Source organism: Streptococcus sp. HMSC073D05 (genome assembly GCF_001812015.1).
Taxonomy (GTDB): Bacteria; Bacillota; Bacilli; order Lactobacillales; family Streptococcaceae; genus Streptococcus; species Streptococcus parasanguinis_D.
Window position 1 is genome coordinate 1 of sequence record NZ_KV807498.1, and the last position, 14,568, is coordinate 14,568.

The 14,568-nt window shown below is 40.5% G+C and carries 16 protein-coding genes, 1 tRNA gene and 1 rRNA gene; 15 read left to right on the forward strand and 3 right to left on the reverse strand.

Annotated features, from left to right (window positions below):
* The first annotated feature begins 106 nt into the window (after positions 1-106).
* Together rrf and HMPREF2832_RS07065 are read left to right on the forward strand one after the other, a co-directional pair.
* A 5S ribosomal RNA gene (gene rrf, locus HMPREF2832_RS07060) occupies positions 107-222 on the forward strand.
* A 5-nt stretch (positions 223-227) separates the two neighbouring features.
* Positions 228-301 (forward strand) — tRNA-Asn (locus tag HMPREF2832_RS07065).
* 95 nt (positions 302-396) lie between these two features.
* Here HMPREF2832_RS07065 and HMPREF2832_RS07070 read toward each other — a convergent pair.
* On the reverse strand, positions 397-1,752 hold the full coding sequence (locus tag HMPREF2832_RS07070; RefSeq protein ID WP_049498143.1) for an aspartate kinase: 1,356 nt from the start codon (positions 1,750-1,752) through the stop codon (positions 397-399).
* A 240-nt stretch (positions 1,753-1,992) separates the two neighbouring features.
* Here HMPREF2832_RS07070 and HMPREF2832_RS07075 point away from each other — a divergent pair, with 240 nt between their 5' ends.
* From HMPREF2832_RS07075 to HMPREF2832_RS07135, 13 genes are all read left to right on the forward strand, one after another.
* Positions 1,993-2,784 carry a trans-2-decenoyl-ACP isomerase gene (locus HMPREF2832_RS07075; RefSeq protein WP_049498144.1) on the forward strand — a complete coding sequence of 264 codons (792 nt, stop codon included), beginning with the start codon at positions 1,993-1,995 and terminating at the stop codon, positions 2,782-2,784.
* Between the two features lie 96 nt (positions 2,785-2,880).
* Entirely contained in the window at positions 2,881-3,315 is a 435-nt protein-coding gene (locus tag HMPREF2832_RS07080; RefSeq protein ID WP_009732277.1) for a fatty acid biosynthesis transcriptional regulator FabT, read from the forward strand.
* Entirely contained in the window at positions 3,315-4,289 is a 975-nt protein-coding gene (locus HMPREF2832_RS07085) for a beta-ketoacyl-ACP synthase III (protein ID WP_049498145.1), read from the forward strand. Before HMPREF2832_RS07080 ends, HMPREF2832_RS07085 begins: the two co-directional genes overlap by 1 nt.
* A 58-nt stretch (positions 4,290-4,347) precedes the next feature.
* Positions 4,348-4,572: an acyl carrier protein gene (locus HMPREF2832_RS07090; RefSeq protein WP_003003892.1), complete on the forward strand. Its 225-nt coding sequence runs from the start codon at positions 4,348-4,350 to the stop codon at positions 4,570-4,572.
* Positions 4,573-4,686: 114 nt separating this feature from the next.
* Positions 4,687-5,652: an enoyl-[acyl-carrier-protein] reductase FabK gene (gene fabK, locus HMPREF2832_RS07095; protein WP_049498146.1), complete on the forward strand. Its 966-nt coding sequence runs from the start codon at positions 4,687-4,689 to the stop codon at positions 5,650-5,652.
* Positions 5,653-5,674: 22 nt separating this feature from the next.
* Positions 5,675-6,595 carry an ACP S-malonyltransferase gene (fabD, locus tag HMPREF2832_RS07100; RefSeq protein ID WP_049498147.1) on the forward strand — a complete coding sequence of 307 codons (921 nt, stop codon included), beginning with the start codon at positions 5,675-5,677 and terminating at the stop codon, positions 6,593-6,595.
* 12 nt (positions 6,596-6,607) lie between these two features.
* Positions 6,608-7,342, forward strand: coding sequence for a 3-oxoacyl-[acyl-carrier-protein] reductase (gene fabG / locus HMPREF2832_RS07105; protein ID WP_003010456.1), 735 nt, complete (start codon positions 6,608-6,610; stop codon positions 7,340-7,342).
* A gap of 61 nt (positions 7,343-7,403) precedes the next feature.
* On the forward strand, positions 7,404-8,636 hold the full coding sequence (gene fabF / locus HMPREF2832_RS07110) for a beta-ketoacyl-ACP synthase II (protein ID WP_014712692.1): 1,233 nt from the start codon (positions 7,404-7,406) through the stop codon (positions 8,634-8,636).
* Positions 8,637-8,639: 3 nt separating this feature from the next.
* On the forward strand, positions 8,640-9,128 hold the full coding sequence (gene accB, locus HMPREF2832_RS07115; RefSeq protein ID WP_061604604.1) for an acetyl-CoA carboxylase biotin carboxyl carrier protein: 489 nt from the start codon (positions 8,640-8,642) through the stop codon (positions 9,126-9,128).
* Positions 9,125-9,550, forward strand: a complete 426-nt coding sequence (fabZ, locus tag HMPREF2832_RS07120) for a 3-hydroxyacyl-ACP dehydratase FabZ (protein WP_003004019.1) — start codon at positions 9,125-9,127, stop codon at positions 9,548-9,550. Before accB ends, fabZ begins: the two co-directional genes overlap by 4 nt.
* A gap of 13 nt (positions 9,551-9,563) precedes the next feature.
* Positions 9,564-10,928 (forward strand): acetyl-CoA carboxylase biotin carboxylase subunit, encoded by a 1,365-nt coding sequence (locus tag HMPREF2832_RS07125; protein ID WP_003018446.1) that lies wholly within the window; start codon positions 9,564-9,566, stop codon positions 10,926-10,928.
* Between the two features lie 103 nt (positions 10,929-11,031).
* Entirely contained in the window at positions 11,032-11,898 is an 867-nt protein-coding gene (accD, locus tag HMPREF2832_RS07130; protein ID WP_049498149.1) for an acetyl-CoA carboxylase, carboxyltransferase subunit beta, read from the forward strand.
* Positions 11,891-12,661 (forward strand): acetyl-CoA carboxylase carboxyl transferase subunit alpha, encoded by a 771-nt coding sequence (locus tag HMPREF2832_RS07135; RefSeq protein WP_049498150.1) that lies wholly within the window; start codon positions 11,891-11,893, stop codon positions 12,659-12,661. The genes accD and HMPREF2832_RS07135 overlap by 8 nt, the downstream gene beginning before the upstream one ends.
* 42 nt (positions 12,662-12,703) lie before the next feature.
* On the opposite strand, the gene serS is transcribed toward HMPREF2832_RS07135, so the two are convergent.
* Positions 12,704-13,981 carry a serine--tRNA ligase gene (gene serS, locus HMPREF2832_RS07140; RefSeq protein WP_003018473.1) on the reverse strand — a complete coding sequence of 426 codons (1,278 nt, stop codon included), beginning with the start codon at positions 13,979-13,981 and terminating at the stop codon, positions 12,704-12,706.
* A gap of 217 nt (positions 13,982-14,198) precedes the next feature.
* Positions 14,199-14,567: a DUF956 family protein gene (locus HMPREF2832_RS07145; RefSeq protein ID WP_023920226.1), complete on the reverse strand. Its 369-nt coding sequence runs from the start codon at positions 14,565-14,567 to the stop codon at positions 14,199-14,201.
* Position 14,568 lies beyond the last annotated feature (1 nt).

A 14,568-nucleotide genomic window follows, 5' to 3' on the forward strand; every position in this document is an offset into this window, starting at 1 on the left:
ATACTAATAGCTCGAGGACTTATCCAAAGAGTCAGAAGATATTGACAACGAAAGGTTAACTTGTTAGAATATAGATGTTCAATTTTGAATGTTTAATCATTCAGAGTTAAGTGACGATAGCCTAGGAGATACACCTGTACCCATGCCGAACACAGCAGTTAAGCCCTAGAACGCCGGAAGTAGTTGGGGGTTGCCCCCTGTGAGATAAGGTAGTCGCTTAGCTTTATTCCGCCATAGCTCAGTTGGTAGTAGCGCATGACTGTTAATCATGATGTCGTAGGTTCGAGTCCTACTGGCGGAGTATAGAATAAAAGAGATCAAGTAATTGATCTCTTTTTTTACTTTTCATTTTAATGTTAATTAAAGCTCCGTTTAGTTAACGGAGCTTTTCTCTATTTAGTTATTTGGGAAAAATGCTTGATATAAGGCTTTAATTGCTTTTTCTTCTTGATCTTTACTTACAACAAACATGATGGAAACTTCACTAGAACCTTGCGAGATCATTTGAATATTCACTTCATTCTCTGATAGTGCTTTGGCTGCAGTGGCAGTAACCCCTACCTGACTCTTCATTTTCTCACCAACAATCATAATGATGGAAAGATCATGTTCAATTTCGGCTGTGTCAACTTCGAGCTTTTGCGTTAATTGTTTTAAAATTTCTTGTTCTTTGATTGGAGTCAGTTCACGAGAACGCAAAATGATGGACAAGTCATCGATTCCTGTTGGCATATGTTCCCAACTGATATTGAGATCTTCTAAAATTTGAAGGACTTTTCGACCAAAACCGACTTCACGGTTCATAAGGTATTTTGTAGTGTTAATACTAACGAATCCTGAATCACCTGCAATTCCTACAACAGTCACATGATCATTTGAATGTTCCAAAACAATGCGGGTTCCAGGGTGGTCTGGATTATTTGTATTTTTAATAACTAATGGAATTTTACCTCTGTATGCTGGAACGAGTGCTTCATCATGCAAGACTGAAAAACCAGCATAGGCTAATTCACGCATTTCTTTGTAGGTTAATTCGGGAATAGAATGTGGGTGTTTAATAATACCTGGATGTGCTGCAAAGATACCATTTACGTCTGTAAAGTTTTCGTATAAGTCTGCTTTTACACCTGCTGCAATGATCGATCCTGTAATGTCAGATCCACCACGAGAAAATGTACAAATGTCGCCATCTTGAGTAACACCAAAGAAACCTGGAATGACAATCACTTCACTTGAATCTTTTAGTTCTTCAATTTTATCGTAACTAGATGGTAAAATACGAGCGTTGGAAGGTTCTGCAGTGACCGTAATTCCTGCTTCTTTTGGATGGATATATCTTGCTTCTAATCCATTTTGATTGAAATAGGCAGCAATGAGTTTAGCATTGTTATTTTCACCAGCTGCTAGGAATGCATCGTATGTAAATGGATTCCCTTTTTTAGGTAAATTTGTTAAATCATAGATATCTTCAGCAATTTCCTGAATAATAGAATCTTTGAGACCCAATTCCTCTGTAATGGCACGATAACGTTCAATAATCCACTGTTGTGTTTGTGTGACATCCTTATCTGAAGTAAATTCTTTATAATACCGGATCAGAGCGTCTGTTACTTTTGTATCTTCAGCGTTGCGTTTGCCTGGAGCTGATACAACTACAAATCTTCTTTCTGGATCATCTTTAATGATATCAAGTACTTTTTTTAATTGTGGAGCTGATGCTAGAGAACTTCCACCGAATTTAGTTACTTTCATATTTTCTCCTTAATAGTTTCATTAGTACATTATACCAAACTTCAGTTGTTGATACAATGTATTTATAAATAGGGCATAGAATAGGTGGATCTTATGAGGCTAGAAATTGTCATGATTCAAATTTTACAATTTTGTTACATCTTATAGATATATTTTACTATTCTTATTTTTTATGGTATGATATGTTATAATTAAAAAGTTTTAATATCAAAATATTTTATATTTAAATAAAAGGAGTCTGTGATGTTTGAAACAATTTTGTATTCTGTTGAAAACGATCTCGCGTCAATTTCTTTAAATCGTCCTGAAGTTTCCAATGGTTTTAACATTCCAATGTGTCAGGAAATTTTAGCTGCCTTGGAAGATGCAGAAAAAAATGAGGAAGTAAAATTCATTATTCTATCAGCAGAAGGGAAAATCTTTTCAGTTGGTGGAGATTTGAGTGAAATGAAACGCGCAGTCGATGCAGATGACATTGAGTCTCTTGTTTTAATTGCTGAATTAGTTAATACTATTTCTAAGAAGATTAAGCAATTACCTAAGCCGGTTATTATGGTAGCTGATGGAGCGGTCGCAGGAGCGGCGGCCAACATAGCAGTAGCTGTTGATTTTTGTATTATTAGTGATCGTACTAAATTTATTCAAGCCTTTGTTGGGGTTGGTTTAGCACCAGATGCGGGTGGGTTATTCTTATTAGGAAAAGCTATTGGTATGTCTCGGGCTACTCATTTAGTAATGACTGGTGAAGCTTTGACCGCAGAAAAAGCATCGGAATATGGCCTAGCTTACCGCGTTTGTGAATCTGAAAAACTTGAGAAAACAGTTGATCAATTGCTTAAAAAATTAAGAAGAGGATCTTCAAATTCTTATGCTGCCATGAAAGAAATGGTTTGGGAAGCCTTCTTGAAAGAATGGGACCAATATGCGAATCTTGAATTAAATTTGCAAAAGAAACTAGCATTTACAGAAGATTTTAAAGAGGGGGTTATTGCCTACTCTGAAAAGCGTCGGCCACAATTTAAAGGAAAATAAATTTGTATTTTTTCTATGTTTTATGAAAAAATGCTTGCAAATTATTTTCATTTTTGATAAAATTTGACTATCAAAGTAAAATTAGGAGGTGGAGTTTTGAATTACCAATTAGTTAATGACTATTTAACATCCATCTTTAATAATGTTTTGGTTATCGAGGAGACGAGCCTAAGAGCAAGTCGATTTAAAGATGTTTCTATTAAAGAAATGCATACGATCGACGTGATTGGTTCGACACCGAATGCAACCCCGAGTGATATTTCACGGGAGTTGATGGTGACTTTGGGGACTGTCACGACAAGTTTGAATAATCTTGAGCGCAAAGGGTATATCGAAAGAAGAAGATCTGAAGTTGATCGCCGGGTTGTACACTTGAGTTTAACAAAGAATGGTCGTCTACTTTATCGACTTCATCAGCAATTCCATAAACGGATGGTCAACCAGATTATTGGAGATATGAGTCCCGAAGAGAAGAAAGTGATGCAAAAAGGATTGCAAAATCTGTATCGTTTCTTGGAGGAAATTAAATAATGGTCTTTGCTAAAATTAGTCAAGTTGCTCATTATGTACCTGACCAAGTCGTATCGAATGATGATTTAGCTGAGATTATGGATACAAGTGATGAATGGATCAGTAGTCGGACAGGCATTCTTCGTCGTCACATTTCAAGAGATGAGACGACCAGTGATCTTGCAACAGTTGTCGCACAAAGATTATTAGCAAAAGCAAACTTAGACGCTGAAGAAATTGATTTTATCGTTGTGGCTACGATTACTCCAGACAGCTTAATGCCATCGACTGCAGCCCGAGTACAAGCTAATATTGGAGCTTCTCGAGCCTTTGCTTTTGACCTGACTGCAGCATGTAGCGGGTTTGTATTTGCATTAGCCACTGCTGAAAAATACATTTCTTCAGGGATGTACCGGCGAGGGATTGTGATCGGTAGTGAGACGCTTTCAAAAGTATTAGACTGGTCAGATCGCTCTACTTCAGTACTTTTTGGAGATGGAGCTGGCGGTGTCTTGCTTGAAGCGAGCGAACAAAAATCGTTTTTAGCTGAAAGTCTTTTTACGGATGGTAGCCGAGGAGCTAGTCTTGAGTCTTGCTATGTGGGTCTGTCTTCCCCTTATTCAGAGGAAGTTACCGATCGAAGATATCTGACGATGGATGGACGGGCAGTTTTTGATTTTGCTGTTCGTGATGTCACGAAAAGCATTCAAAAGATTATAGCAGACGCCTCTATGGAAGTAGAAGAGATTGACTATTTTCTTTTACATCAGGCGAATGACCGAATGTTAGATAAGATGTCAAAAAAACTGGGTGTCTCTAGAGAGAAGATCCCAGCAAATATGATGGAATATGGGAACACTAGTGCTGCTAGTATCCCCATTCTATTATCAGAGTGTGTCGAGAATCATCGAATCAAGATGGATGGAAGTCAAAAAATTCTTCTTACAGGATTCGGTGGAGGTTTGACATGGGGCACACTTCTTGTTACAATCTAGTTAAACATGTGGAAACACATTTTAAAAATTTATATATTATTTTTTAAGGAGGCCTGTCATGGCAGTATTTGAAAAAGTACAAGAAATTATCGTTGAAGAACTTGGTAAAGAACCATCAGAAGTAACTCTTGAATCTACATTCGAAGATTTAGAAGCTGATTCATTGGATTTGTTCCAAGTGATCTCTGAAATCGAAGATGCTTTTGATATCCAAATCGAAACTGAAGAAGGATTGTCTACAGTTGGTGATCTTGTCGCTTACGTAGAAGAAAAAACAAAATAATGATAGATGAGAGTATCGAAAGATATTCTCTCTTGTTTAGGTAATAGTTTGAGGCTCAAAGAAACAATCTTTCGAACTCAAACTATTACTTAAGCGAAAAAAGAGGTAGGTATAATGCAAACACGAATTACTGAACTATTGAATATTAAATATCCAATCTTCCAAGGTGGGATGGCATGGGTCGCTGATGGTGACTTGGCTGGAGCAGTATCAAATGCCGGTGGTCTTGGAATCATTGGTGGCGGGAACGCTCCAAAAGAAGTTGTAAAGGCTAACATTGATAAAGTGAAGTCTATTACAGATAAACCTTTTGGTGTAAATATCATGCTTTTGTCCCCATTCGCGGATGACATTGTTGACCTGGTGATTGAAGAAGGTGTAAAAGTTGTTACAACTGGTGCTGGAAATCCTGGGAAATACATGGATCGTTTCCATGAAGCAGGGATCACTGTCATTCCTGTTGTTCCATCTGTTGCCCTTGCAAAACGGATGGAAAAATTAGGTGCCGATGCAGTGATTGCAGAAGGGATGGAAGCTGGAGGCCACATTGGTAAATTGACGACTATGACCTTGGTTCGTCAAGTGGTTGAAGTTGTTTCTATTCCAGTAATTGGTGCTGGAGGTGTCGCTGATGGTGCCGGTGCTGCAGCTGTCTTTATGTTAGGTGCCGAAGCTGTTCAGGTGGGAACTCGTTTCGTGGTTGCTAAAGAATCTAATGCTCACCAAAACTTTAAGAATAAAATCTTGAAAGCGAAAGATATTGATACGGTAGTTTCAGCATCAGTTGTTGGACACCCTGTTCGTGCGATCAAGAATAAATTGGCTTCTGCCTATAACCAAGCTGAAAAAGATTTCTTGGCAGGTAAGAAGACTCAAGAAGAAATTGAAGAATTAGGAGCAGGTGCGCTTCGCAATGCCGTTGTTGATGGAGATGTTGACAATGGATCTGTAATGGCAGGCCAAATTGCTGGTCTTGTGAGCAAGGAAGAAACTTGTGCTGAAATTCTAGAAGATATCTATTATGGTGCAGCCAAGGTGATTCAAAGAGAGGCTGCTCGTTGGGCAGATGTAAACGTCTAAAAACGTCGAAAGGATTAGGATAGTGACAAAACGTGCGTTCTTATTTGCTGGTCAAGGGGCTCAGAAATTGGGCATGGCGAGCGATTTGTATGCGGCTTATCCCGTTGTTAAAGAGACATTTGATACGGCTAGTCGTATTCTAGGCTATGATTTGCGTGAATTGATTGATTCTAACGAAGAAAAACTGAATCAGACACGCTATACTCAACCAGCTATTTTGACAACGTCAGTAGCCATTTATCGTCTCTTAGTAGAAAATGGTATCACTCCTGATATTGTTGCCGGCCTCTCTTTGGGGGAATATTCTGCCTTAGTTGCGGCTGGAGCTCTTTCGTTTGAAGATGCAGTAGCTTTGGTTGCGAAACGTGGTGAATTCATGGAAACAGCAGCTCCTGCTGGAAGTGGGAAAATGGTTGCTGTTATGAATACAGATCCAAGTTTGATCGAAGAGATTTGTCAACAAGCATCTGAAAAGGGTGTAGTAACACCAGCTAACTACAATACGCCAGCACAAATTGTGATTGGTGGTGAGGTTGCGGCTGTGGACTATGCTGTGGAACTATTGCAGGAAGCAGGTGCCAAACGCTTGATCCCTTTGAATGTGTCAGGTCCATTCCACACAGCCTTACTGGAATCTGCTAGTCAAAAATTGGCGACTGAACTAGAAAAAGTATCATTTAATGATTTTGATCTTCCTTTAGTTGGGAATACAGAAGCTACGATCATGAAGTCGGAAGATGTGAAAGCACTGTTGGCCCGTCAAGTAAAAGAACCGGTTCGTTTCTATGATTCAATTGCTACGATTCAAGACTTTGGTGTAGATGAAGTCATCGAGATCGGACCTGGAAAAGTCTTGTCAGGATTCTTGAAGAAAATTGATAAAACTCTTCCAACTCATAACGTCGAAGATCAGGCTAGTCTAGATGCACTTCTGAATGCTTAAAACGAGGTAAAGATGGAACTTAAAAATAAAAATGTTTTTGTAACAGGTTCAACACGAGGAATTGGATTGGCTGTGGCTCATAAATTTGCGAGTCTCGGTGCCAATGTTGTCCTAAATGGACGTTCTGAAATTTCTGAGGACTTGCTTGCGCAGTTTGCTGACTATGGTGTGACTGTTGTTGGTATTTCTGGGGATATTTCTAATGGCGAAGATGCTCAACGTATGGTAGCTGAAGCAATTGAAAAGCTTGGAAGTGTTGATGTTTTGGTCAATAACGCTGGCATTACAAACGACAAGTTGATGTTGAAAATGACTGAAGAAGATTTTGAACGGGTCTTGAAAATCAACTTGACCGGTGCCTTTAATATGACACAAGCTGTCTTGAAACCTATGTCTAAGGCTCGTCAAGGTGCCATTATCAACATGTCCTCTGTTGTTGGTCTAATGGGGAATATTGGTCAAGCGAACTACGCGGCTTCAAAAGCTGGTTTGATTGGTTTTACCAAATCAGTAGCGCGTGAAGTTGCGGCCCGTGGCGTTCGTGTGAATGCCATTGCACCTGGTTTTATTGAATCGGATATGACAGACGCTATTCCAGAGAAAATGAAAGATGCCATGCTAGCTCAAGTGCCAATGAAACGAATTGGTCAAGCTGAAGAAGTGGCAGAAGTTGCGGCTTTCTTGGCAGGTCAAGAATATTTAACAGGTCAAACAATTGCCATTGATGGCGGAATGACTATGCAATAATGAATGCTCACTGATCGAAAATCACTTACTTAAATATCCATCCGACAAAAGGAGAATATATATGTCTACAAATCGTGTTGTTGTTACAGGTTACGGTGTAACCTCACCAATCGGAAATACACCAGAGGAGTTCTGGAATAGCCTTCATGAAGGAAAAATTGGAATCAAGCCCATTACGAAATTTGATGCTTCCGAAATTCCAGTCTTTAATGCTGGTGAAATTCAAGATTTCCCATTCGATAAATATTTTGTGAAAAAAGATCAAAATCGTATGGATACGTACTCATTGTATGCAATCTATGCTGCGATGGAAGCTATTGAAAATTCAGGCTTGAATATGGAAGAAGAAGACCGCGATCGTGTAGGTGTGATTGTATCATCTGGTATCGGTGGTTTGCAAGAATTGGAAGACCAAATTATCCGGATGCATGAACGTGGGATGAAGAGAATCCAACCCATGTTTATTCCGAAAGCTCTTTCAAACATGGGTGCTGGAAACATCGCACTTAAGATTGGGGCTCAAGGGGTATGTAAATCCGTGACAACTGCTTGTGCTTCTGCCAATGATGCAATTGGTGAAGCTTTCCGTGAAATTAAATTTGGTATGCATGATGTTGTTTTGGCAGGTGGTGCTGAAGCTTCGATTACTAAGATTGGTATCGGTGGTTTCAATGCCCTTACGGCCCTTTCAACAACGGAAGACCCAGAACGTTCATCTATTCCATTTGACAAAGACCGTAATGGTTTTGTGATGGGGGAAGGTTCAGGGGTTCTTGTCATCGAAAGTTTGGAACATGCCCAAAAACGTGGTGCTAACATTTTGGCTGAGATTGTTGGTTATGGTTCAAACTGTGATGCCTACCATATGACAACACCGACACCAGATGGTTCAGGTGCGGCCAAAGCAATTAAATTAGCGATCAATGAAGCTGGTATTAAGCCTGAAGACGTCGATTATGTCAATGCTCATGGTACATCTACACCTGCCAATGAGAAAGGTGAAAGCGGAGCTATTGTTTCTGTACTTGGTAAAGAAGTTCCTGTATCATCTACTAAATCATTTACAGGACACTTGCTTGGTGCCGCTGGTGCAGTTGAAGCGATTGCTACCATCGAAGCGATTCGTCACAGCTTTGTACCAAAAACGGCTGGTACTAAAGAATTGTCTGACTATATCGAAGCAAACGTTGTTTATGGTGAAGGGCAAGAAGCGGATATTCAGTACGCTATCTCAAATACCTTTGGTTTTGGAGGACACAATGCTGTTCTAGCCTTTAAACGTTGGGAGGGTTAATTCATGAATATTTCTGAAATCAAAGATTTGTTGGCTCAATTTGATGCGTCAACTTTGCGTGAATTCTCATATAAAAATAATGGCGAAGAATTGAATTTGAGTAAAAATCAAACGACTTCAGTTGCGACTACACCGGTAGCTCCTGCAGTTGAAGTGGTAGCAACACCTCAAGCTCCTGTCGTAGCCCCTGTTGTTGAAGCACCAGCAACTCCAGCTGTAGCAGCTGAACCAGTTGCTGCTCCAGCTCAAGAGGCCGAAGGTGATGTGGTTGAAAGTCCATTGGTTGGGGTGGCTTACTTGTCACCAGCTCCGGATAAACCGGCCTTTGTATCTGTAGGAGATAAGGTCACTAAGGGTCAAACACTCTTGATTATCGAAGCCATGAAAGTGATGAATGAAGTCCCAGCACCTAAAGATGGGGTAGTCACTGAAATTTTGGTAATGAATGAAGAAATGGTTGAATTTGGAAAAGGATTGGTTCGAATCAAATGACAATTGATATTAATGCTATTCGTGAGGCTTTGCCGCATCGTTACCCAATGCTTTTGGTGGATCGCGTTTTAGAAACAAGCGAAGATACGATTGTTGCCATCAAAAACGTGACAATTAATGAACCGTTTTTTAATGGACATTTTCCACAATATCCTGTTATGCCAGGTGTTCTCATCATGGAAGCTTTGGCACAAACAGCAGGTGTACTAGAGTTGTCAAAACCTGAAAATAAAGGGAAATTAGTCTTTTATGCAGGGATGGACAAGGTGAAGTTTAAAAAACAAGTCGTTCCAGGAGATCAACTGGTGATGACAGCTACTTTTGTCAAACGTCGTGGAACAATTGCTGTTGTTGAAGCGAAAGCAGAGGTAGACGGTAAGCTTGCAGCTTCAGGAACACTTACTTTTGCAATTGGAAATTAAGAAAGGTCTATCTATGTTTCGTAAGATCTTAATCGCCAATCGTGGTGAGATTGCAGTGCGCATTATTCGTGCGGCTCGTGAACTTGGCATCGAGACGGTTGCGGTGTATTCTACTGCTGATAAAGAAGCCTTGCATACCTTACTAGCGGATGAAGCAGTCTGTATTGGACCTGCTAAATCAACAGAATCTTATTTGAATATGAGTGCTGTCTTGTCTGCAGCTGTTTTAACAGGTGCAGAAGCTATTCACCCTGGTTTTGGATTTTTAAGTGAAAACTCAAAATTTGCAACCATGTGTGAGGAAGTTGGTATTAAATTTATCGGCCCTTCTGCTAAAGTCATGGATATGATGGGGGATAAGATTAATGCTCGTAAACAGATGATCAAAGCAGGAGTACCTGTTATTCCTGGATCAGATGGTGAAGTTTATACAGCTGAAGAAGCCCTCGAAATTGCAGAGCGCATTGGTTACCCTGTGATGTTGAAAGCATCTGCAGGAGGCGGTGGTAAAGGAATTCGGAAGGTTGAAAAACCAGAAGATTTGGTTGCTGCTTTTGAATCTGCTTCCTCAGAAGCTCAAGCTGCTTTTGGGAATGGTGCCATGTATATGGAGCGGGTGATTTATCCAGCACGCCACATTGAAGTACAGATTTTAGCGGATCAGCATGGACATGTCATTCACTTAGGTGAACGCGATTGTTCTCTCCAACGGAACAATCAAAAAGTTCTAGAAGAATCCCCTTCAATTGCTATCGGAAAAACTCTTCGTAATCGTATTGGTTCTGCAGCTGTTCGTGCAGCTGAGTCAGTTGGTTACGAGAATGCTGGAACGATTGAATTCTTGTATGATGAAGGCAAGGGTGAGTTCTACTTTATGGAAATGAATACTCGAGTGCAAGTAGAGCATCCTGTCACAGAATTTGTAACAGGAGTTGATATCGTTAAGGAACAGATTAAAATCGCAGCTGGCCAAGAATTATCCGTTACTCAAGAGGATATTGTCATTAAAGGCCATGCGATTGAATGCCGGATTAATGCGGAAAATCCTTCCTTTAACTTTGCACCAAGCCCAGGTAAGATTACTAATCTCTATCTTCCAAGTGGTGGGGTTGGCCTGCGTGTGGATTCTGCTGTGTATCCTGGTTATACGATTCCACCATACTATGATAGTATGATTGCTAAGATCATTGTCCATGGGGAAAATCGCTTTGATGCACTGATGAAAATGCAGCGAGCTCTTTATGAGTTGGAAATCGATGGTGTCACAACCAATAGTAGTTTCCAGTTGGATTTGATTTCAGATTCACATGTGATCGCTGGTGATTATGACACTGCATTTTTGATGGAACAATTCCTTCCAAATTATAATAAGGAATGATGAAAAAGCCTGGACTTGTGAGGGAAGTATGAACATCATCTTCACAGTTTCAGGCTTTTATAGTAATGCTTCAGATACTGTAGCATATTATAAGGAGTAAGTAATGGCATTATTTTCTAAAAAAGATAAATATATTCGGATCAATCCGAATAGGTCAGCCTGGAAGGAGCCTCAGCCAAAACCTGAAGTTCCTGATGAACTATTTTCACAATGCCCAGGTTGTAAACATACCATTTACCAAAAGGATTTAGGTAGTGAGCGTGTCTGCCCGAATTGTGGCTATACCTTCCGTATTTCTGCTAAAGAACGCTTGGCGCTGACAGTGGATCCAGCTAGCTTTGAAGAAATGTTTACAGGAATCGAAACGACAGATCCTTTGAATTTCCCAAATTATAAGAAGAAACTAGCAGCAGTGCGGGAAATGACAGGATTGGATGAAGCTGTCCTGACTGGAACTGCCTTGATTAAAGGGCAAGAAGTTGCGCTTGGGATCATGGATTCCAACTTTATCATGGCTTCAATGGGTTCTGTGGTAGGCGAAAAAATTACTCGTTTATTTGAATTTGCGACAAAAGAAAAATTGCCAGTTGTTCTCTTTACCGCTTCCGGTGGCGCTCGGATGCAAGAAGGAATCGTGAGTTTGATGCAAATGGCGAAAATTTCTGCAGCTGTTCAACGTCATTCTAAAGAAAAATTATTCTATTTGACGGTATTGACCGATCCAACAACTGGTGGGGTGACAGCCTCATTTGCTATGGAAGGTGATATTATCATGGCAGAGAGTCAGGCCTTGGTTGGTTTTGCCGGTCGGCGCGTGATCGAATCAACTGTGCGTGAAAAATTGCCAGATGATTTCCAAAAAGCAGAATTTCTACAAGAACATGGATTTGTAGACTTGATCGTGGAGAGAAGCCAAATCCGAGCAACAGTTGGACAATTATTGGCCCTTCATGGAGGTAAACATGAGTAAAATAACACAGATTATTAAAGAGGCACGTGACCAAGGAAGATTGACTGCGCTTGATTTTGCTCAAGGAATTTTTGATGATTTTATCGAATTACATGGAGATCGAAACTTCCGTGATGATGGTGCGGTGATTGGTGGGATTGGACGCTTAGGCGATCAAACGGTTACAGTCGTTGGAATCCAAAAAGGAAAAAATCTTCAAGATAATCTAAAACGTAATTTTGGGCAACCCCATCCAGAAGGCTATCGAAAAGCTTTGCGCCTCATGAAGCAAGCAGAGAAATTTGGCCGTCCAGTTGTGACCTTTATCAATACAGCGGGTGCTTATCCTGGTGTTGGTGCTGAAGAACGAGGACAAGGGGAAGCCATTGCTCGTAACCTCATGGAAATGAGTGATTTAAAAGTTCCAATTATCGCGATTATCATCGGAGAAGGTGGTTCTGGTGGTGCCTTAGCTCTTGCTGTAGCAGATAAGGTTTGGATGCTTGAGAACTCCATCTATGCAGTCTTGAGTCCAGAAGGTTTCGCCTCTATTCTTTGGAAAGATGGAAGTCGTGCCATGGAAGCAGCAGAGTTGATGAAGATTACTTCTCACGAATTATTAAATATGGAAATTGTCGATAAGGTGATTCCCGAGCATGGATTTTCAAATGGAGAACTACTGGCTCAAGTGAAGAAGGAATTACAGGAAGAGTTAAAGGTTTTACAAGCCTTACCTCTCGAAGATCTTCTGGAGAAACGCTACCAACGTTTTCGTAAATATTAAAAAACTGAGCTTGCAATTTGCAAGACTCAGTTTTTTTAAACTTTATTTTGGTGCGATGACTTCTGCGCCACCCATGTATGGGCGAAGGACTTCTGGAATGGTCACAGAACCGTCTTCGTTTTGGTAGTTTTCAAGAATAGCAGCGACGGTACGTCCGACTGCCAATCCAGAACCGTTCAAAGTGTGAAGGAGTTTTACCTTGCCATCTGCTTCATCACGGTAGCGGATTTGCGCACGGCGGGCTTGGAAATCTTCTGTATTGGAACAGCTTGAGATTTCACGGTAGGTGTTTTGCGCTGGAATCCATACTTCCAAGTCATAAGTCTTGGCAGCTGAGAAGCCCATGTCTCCTGTCGAGAGAGCTACTACACGGTATGGAAGGTTCAGTTTTTGAAGGATATTTTCAGCATTGACAACCATTTTTTCCAATTCATCATATGATTCTTCTGGTTTAGCAAATTTCACCATTTCAACCTTATGGAATTGGTGCAAACGGATCAATCCACGAGTATCACGACCAGCTGAACCAGCTTCTGAACGGAAAGATGGACTCATAGCGGTGAAGTAGATTGGAAGATCTTTCCCATCAAGAATTTCATCGCGGTAGTAGTTCGTCAAAGGAACTTCAGCTGTTGGAATGAGGACATAATTGGTATCGCTAAGTTCAAAAGTATCTTCCTTGAATTTTGGATACTGACCAGTACCAAACATAGAATCATGGTTGACCATGTAAGGAGGAATGACTTCAGTGTAGCCTTCCTTACCATGTTCGTCCAACATGAAGTTGTAGATAGCGCGTTCTAAGCGAGCTCCAAGTCCTTTGTAGAAGAGGAAACGAGCACCAGTAACTTTAGCCCCACGTTCCCAGTCAAGGATATCAAGGTCTTCACCTAAATCCCAGTGAGCTTTTGGTTCAAAGCCAAATTCGCGCGGTGTTCCCCAACGGCGAACCTCAACGTTGTCATCCTCATCTGCTCCAACAGGGACACTGTCAGCAGGGATGTTTGGAAGGGTAGTGGTGAATTCAGTCAATTTTGCATCGATTTCAGCCAATTCTGTATCCAATGCTTTGACCTCAGCAGAGAGGGTTTGCATGGCAGCAATCTTATCATCTGCATTTTCTTTGTTGCGTTTAGCTTGTGCGATTTCAGCAGATACAGTGTTACGCTCTGCTTTGAGATTTTCTACTTTGACTAAGATATCTCGACGTTTAGCATCGATTTCTTTCATTTCATTCAAAATAGCTGCATCTACGCCACGTGTTGCCAATTTTTTAGCAACCGCATCAAAGTCTGTACGAATCCGTTTAATATCTAACATAGCTTCTCCTTTAACAAAAAACACACCTGTCAGAGTGTTGGAGTGGCAGAGCCACGGTTCCATCCAACTTCACAGGTGTGCACTTGATTCGATATTGTATTTTAAAGAAACGGTAGAATTTCAATTAAGATTTCTATCTGCTCGCAGCAACCGCAGACTTTCTGAAAGAACCTCTTAACTTACTTATCCGTTTGCGTCTATTATACAAGAAAAGATCCTATTTTGCAAATAGATTTTTAATTTTAGCCGTGATGATTTGGATCAACGTAGGAAGTTTGACAATTTTATCATTTCCCAGATGTTCCCGAGCAATCTTTAAAATTTTTCCAGAGTCTTTTGAAGCAAAGAGAAATTTTGATTCTCTGGTATAGATTTCAAAATGGCGGCTAATTTTACGTCCGGATACATTGGCTCCGATTCGCTCGATTTCTTGCCAGGGAATTTGGATGTAGTCTTCAACATTAGCATCCGCATAAAATTCAAAAGCGGCATTCCCGACTAGGATTTTTCCAACCTTTCCCCCCACTCCAAGGTAAGAAACCCCTGTAGTATGGAATTCAACGGTTTTATTCAATGATTGAGCCATG

Coding starts and splice junctions, on each gene's coding strand:
- fabG (WP_003010456.1), top strand. CDS start 6,608: ATGGAACTTAAAAATAAAAATGTTTTTGTAACAGGTTCAACACGAGGA.
- HMPREF2832_RS07090 (WP_003003892.1), top strand. CDS start 4,348: ATGGCAGTATTTGAAAAAGTACAAGAAATTATCGTTGAAGAACTTGGT.
- HMPREF2832_RS07135 (WP_049498150.1), top strand. CDS start 11,891: ATGAGTAAAATAACACAGATTATTAAAGAGGCACGTGACCAAGGAAGA.
- HMPREF2832_RS07125 (WP_003018446.1), top strand. CDS start 9,564: ATGTTTCGTAAGATCTTAATCGCCAATCGTGGTGAGATTGCAGTGCGC.
- fabK (WP_049498146.1), top strand. CDS start 4,687: ATGCAAACACGAATTACTGAACTATTGAATATTAAATATCCAATCTTC.
- accB (WP_061604604.1), top strand. CDS start 8,640: ATGAATATTTCTGAAATCAAAGATTTGTTGGCTCAATTTGATGCGTCA.
- accD (WP_049498149.1), top strand. CDS start 11,032: ATGGCATTATTTTCTAAAAAAGATAAATATATTCGGATCAATCCGAAT.
- serS (WP_003018473.1), bottom strand. CDS start 13,981: ATGTTAGATATTAAACGGATTCGTACAGACTTTGATGCGGTTGCTAAA.
- fabZ (WP_003004019.1), top strand. CDS start 9,125: ATGACAATTGATATTAATGCTATTCGTGAGGCTTTGCCGCATCGTTAC.
- HMPREF2832_RS07145 (WP_023920226.1), bottom strand. CDS start 14,567: ATGGCTCAATCATTGAATAAAACCGTTGAATTCCATACTACAGGGGTT.
- fabF (WP_014712692.1), top strand. CDS start 7,404: ATGTCTACAAATCGTGTTGTTGTTACAGGTTACGGTGTAACCTCACCA.
- HMPREF2832_RS07070 (WP_049498143.1), bottom strand. CDS start 1,752: ATGAAAGTAACTAAATTCGGTGGAAGTTCTCTAGCATCAGCTCCACAA.
- HMPREF2832_RS07085 (WP_049498145.1), top strand. CDS start 3,315: ATGGTCTTTGCTAAAATTAGTCAAGTTGCTCATTATGTACCTGACCAA.